The 3,629-nt window shown below is 63.4% G+C and carries 6 protein-coding genes; 1 reads left to right on the top strand and 5 read right to left on the bottom strand.

Annotation, left to right across the window (positions count from 1 at the left end):
* Positions 1-42: 42 nt before the first annotated feature.
* The 5 genes from BQ7477_RS09025 to BQ7477_RS09005 form a co-directional block, all read right to left on the bottom strand.
* Positions 43-306 carry a Txe/YoeB family addiction module toxin gene (locus tag BQ7477_RS09025; RefSeq protein ID WP_073983653.1) on the bottom strand — a complete coding sequence of 88 codons (264 nt, stop codon included), beginning with the start codon at positions 304-306 and terminating at the stop codon, positions 43-45.
* Positions 307-308: 2 nt separating this feature from the next.
* Positions 309-578 carry a type II toxin-antitoxin system Phd/YefM family antitoxin gene (locus BQ7477_RS09020; protein WP_003791869.1) on the bottom strand — a complete coding sequence of 90 codons (270 nt, stop codon included), beginning with the start codon at positions 576-578 and terminating at the stop codon, positions 309-311.
* Positions 579-692: 114 nt separating this feature from the next.
* Positions 693-1,025, bottom strand: coding sequence for a DsrE family protein (locus BQ7477_RS09015; protein WP_073983652.1), 333 nt, complete (start codon positions 1,023-1,025; stop codon positions 693-695).
* Positions 1,026-1,113: 88 nt separating this feature from the next.
* On the bottom strand, positions 1,114-1,539 hold the full coding sequence (locus tag BQ7477_RS09010; RefSeq protein ID WP_073983651.1) for a YjdF family protein: 426 nt from the start codon (positions 1,537-1,539) through the stop codon (positions 1,114-1,116).
* Between the two features lie 155 nt (positions 1,540-1,694).
* Positions 1,695-2,720: a DUF1266 domain-containing protein gene (locus BQ7477_RS09005; RefSeq protein ID WP_073983848.1), complete on the bottom strand. Its 1,026-nt coding sequence runs from the start codon at positions 2,718-2,720 to the stop codon at positions 1,695-1,697.
* Positions 2,721-3,078: 358 nt separating this feature from the next.
* On the opposite strand from BQ7477_RS09005, the gene BQ7477_RS09000 reads away from it, so the two are divergent.
* Positions 3,079-3,629: toprim domain-containing protein (locus BQ7477_RS09000; RefSeq protein WP_159430597.1), on the top strand; the 551-nt coding region annotated here is incomplete at its 3' end.

Here is a 3,629-nt window from a genome sequence, read left to right as displayed (position 1 = left end):
TACTCGTCTGTTGGGGTGGATGCAGCCCGGGCCTCGTGAATGCTACTGGCCGTAGTGGAAGCGGCAGGCAACGATTTCGACCGTATCTTCGGTGATGCGATAAACCAATCGGTTACGTCCGTCGATTCGGCGCGACCAAAAGCCGGTGTATTCGTAGCGGAGGGGTTCAGGCTTGCCGATCCCCTCGTTTCCGTTGCGCTGGATATTCGCAATGAGAGCGTTGATGCGCTTGAGGGTCTTGCGATCTTCGAACTGCCACCAGACGTAGTCGTTCCAGGCGTGTGGGGTCCACAAGACTTTGAGCATCGTTAGTTCTCCTCGTCAGGGATGTCGATGAGATCGTGCTCTTCGAGGTTGCCGTGTCGCAGCTGTGCGATCGATTCGCGCAGGTGGCGGGCGTTCGCGGGGGACTGCATGAGGTAGACGGTCTCCATGAGGGACTCGTACTCGTCGAGGGCCATGATGACGACGCTCTCGTGCCCCTGTCGGGTGATGACGATTTCCTCGCGGTCGTTGACGACCTGGTCGAGGACCTCGGCGTAGCGTGCGCGCGACTCGGTGTAGGTCATGATCTTCATGGGTGCTCCTCTGCTCGCCTATGTACAGAACATTGTACAGGAGATGAGGGTGTGTGTCTCCAGCCGGATGGCGATGCGCGGGGGACAGTGACTCCGTGCGATGGCTGCTGCCTGTCACGGCTTGATGTACGTGGCCCCGTCCTTCGTCCACTCGCGGATTGCGGGGATGGCGGCGGGCACTTGACCCAGCCACTCGGGCAGCGTGCCCTCGACGAACTCGTGGTTGGCCAGTGACCTGGAACAGGCGAAGAAGTCCACGCCAGCGTCGGCCGCCGCCTCCATCTGAGCAGTCCAGTCGTTCGCGCCCTGGAGCGCGTAGACCCCAGTGCCGTTCACGATGACGGTGATCCCGTGAGCCAAGCCGAGTTGTGTGAGATTGCCGAGGTTCGACAGCGCCGCGGGCCAGCGGGCGACATCTGAAACGTGGAGGATATAGTCGTAGCTCATAGTGCTCTCTTCAGTGGGAATGACGTGGCGCGAGTGGAGTCCCCGTCGGGGTACAGGGGAAGGGTATCACGCGGCGATGGGACGGCCGCTAGTGGCCTCGGTGGCGCGCTTTCGCTTTCAGGCGGGCGAGGCGGCGTTTCTCTTCAGCTTTCTCACGTTTCTCCTGCCTGGTCGTGGAAGCTCGTTCTCGTGCCGTACGTTCGCGTTCTGCTTGAATCGCTGCCTGTGACGCGGTGGAAGGAAGCGCGCGGCGCGCGAGGCGGGACGCTTGGCGCTGTGCGCGCTTGGGGTTGTGGTGCGTCGCGTGGTGTTGGGCCGTATCGGAAGCCCAAGCGGCCTCGTCGAGGCGGGATAAGAGCGCATTGGCGTGAGCGAGGAGGAACTCGTAGAACTCCGCGTCTGAGGGCTGCGCGCCGAACATGACCCGAACGGCGCGAACACGGTCGGCCTCGTGGCGCTCAATGACACCGACCCAGAACTGGCCATCGAAATATAGTGTGGACTCCGTCTTCATTACTCGTCTCCAGGTACACCACGGTGGACCCGATGACGCTGGATTCTGCTCGGGGCAGCGACGGATGCGAGGCATCGCCCAGACTTCCTACTGGACTGTGCGGTTCGCGTATCAGGACTGACGACTCATTCTACGTCCTGTGCGCGGGGGCGTCGCTACTGGACGATCGGCTTCCCGCCGATGGACATGGGGGCACGGGTGCGCGTCTGTGCGTCGAGTTCTCTCTCCCACGTCGAGGCATCCTCCCAGGCCGAGGGTGAGAGTAGGCGTAGAGCGTCCATCTCGCGGAGCGCATCGAGCAGGAGAAAACGCGGGGTGGGGTACGGGGCATCCCACGGGATCGCCGTCCATAGGCCGTTCTTTCCGAGGAGGAACTCTCCTCGGTTCCGGTCATGCAGGTCGTTGGCTGCGCTCTGTGCGTCTCCCTCTGCGGCCCACAGCCAGCGGGTCGTGCGGAAGGCCTCCCAGACCTCGTTCCACGAGGAATAGGATAACGACAGGGCACGGTTGACCAGCGCGAGAGTATCCCAGGCCTCGTCCTCGCTGAGCCACCCGAGGGCTGCGCCCGTCCGAGTCAGCAGTGCCGCGCGCACGAAATCCCACGCGCCAAAATCCACGGAGGACAGGCCTCGATCGTTGTCCAGGAGGCGACGGATGCGCCAGCGTTCCTCCCACGCGTCCGTGTCCCTGTCGGCGGTCTTGTTGAGGTGTTCAATTCTCGCAGTCGCCCAGGAACGGTCCGCGCAGTGCTCGCGCAGCCGCGTGTACTCGGCGCGGTGCCCGGACCTGAGCAGGGTGTAGAGCTGTCGGAGCAGGTCAGAGCGATGTGTGATTCCCCAGTCTCGGGCGAGCATGTGCGTCGTAGACTCCACGTCCGACACCGCCAGGACATTCACCGGGTTGCCGTGGCACAGCGCGTAGGGGATCGTCGGGGCGAGCAGACGCGCGCGGACGTCGATCGCCAGGGCTTTGCGTGATCCGCGCAGCTTGGGTTTGTGATGCTTGTTGAGTTCGTCCCACTCGTCGCTTTTGCCTGCCTTGCGCACGTCCGGTGGGGCGGGCATGACTCCCTTGGAGCGGGTCAGGGCGTCCTTGATGAAGACGATCGGCAGGCAGATGATCACGACGATGAACGCCAGCATCACGGGGATCGGCATCTCGGAGACGAAGTTCGGAATCACGTTCACGATTGTGCCCGATTGAGTGCCGCTCACACAAACGTTGGGTGCGCGTTGGGGGGACGAGGCCTGGGCTGAGTCTGCGGGTCTCGACCGGTCTGGTCGGCTCGCGGTGCGAGGCGTGGGTTCCTCCCTATGTATAGGTATCGTCGAGCGGTTGATCGATGCGTCCCCGACACGCGCGCCTGAGGGTCCGCCACGGCCTCGTGAATGTCAAACCCGGTGGGAGTGAGACGCGCGGAAGCGGCCACGGTACCCAGATGTGGGTGGGACGCGGTAAGGTCCATCCCAGATGCCTCGCCGCGTGCGCTCGCCGACGAGGTGCTACAAATACTGGGGAAGCGACGGGAAGGGACAGGCAATGTCAGCGACGAAGCTCGTGATCGTGGAGTCTCCTGCGAAGGCGGCCACCATCGAGGGATACCTGGGTCCCGACTACCACGTGACCGCCTCCATCGGCCACATCCGTGACCTCCCGCAGCCCTCCGAACTGCCCAAAGACATGAAAAAAGGGCCGTTCGGCCGCTTCGCTGTCAACGTGGATGATGGCTTTAAACCCTATTACGTGGTGAACCCGGACAAGAAGAAAAAGGTCACCGAACTGAGGAAGCTCCTGAAGGAGTCCGACGAACTCTTCCTCGCAACCGATGAGGACCGCGAGGGTGAGGCCATCGCGTGGCACCTCCTCCAGGTTTTGAAGCCGAAGGTGCCCGTTCGCCGCATGGTGTTCCACGAAATCACGAAGGAAGCGATCCAGCGCGCCCTGGAGAACACGCGCGACCTGGACACGGACCTCGTCGACGCGCAGGAGACCCGCCGCATCCTCGACCGCCTCTACGGCTACGAGGTCTCGCCCCTCCAGTGGCGCAAAATCCGCCCCTCCCTGTCCGCCGGCCGCGTGCAGTCGGTGGC

The sequence above is a fragment of the Actinomyces bouchesdurhonensis genome (assembly GCF_900128465.1).
Classification (GTDB): Bacteria; Actinomycetota; Actinomycetes; order Actinomycetales; family Actinomycetaceae; genus Pauljensenia; species Pauljensenia bouchesdurhonensis.
Note: the sequence above shows the minus strand (reverse complement) of the source record. Positions and strands in the feature narration are given on the sequence as shown.

Bases quoted from the DNA above. Each gene is read 5' to 3' on its own strand.
- BQ7477_RS09010 (WP_073983651.1), bottom strand. From the start codon at position 1,539: ATGAAGACGGAGTCCACACTATATTTCGATGGCCAGTTCTGGGTCGGT.
- BQ7477_RS09020 (WP_003791869.1), bottom strand. From the start codon at position 578: ATGAAGATCATGACCTACACCGAGTCGCGCGCACGCTACGCCGAGGTC.
- BQ7477_RS09025 (WP_073983653.1), bottom strand. From the start codon at position 306: ATGCTCAAAGTCTTGTGGACCCCACACGCCTGGAACGACTACGTCTGG.
- BQ7477_RS09015 (WP_073983652.1), bottom strand. From the start codon at position 1,025: ATGAGCTACGACTATATCCTCCACGTTTCAGATGTCGCCCGCTGGCCC.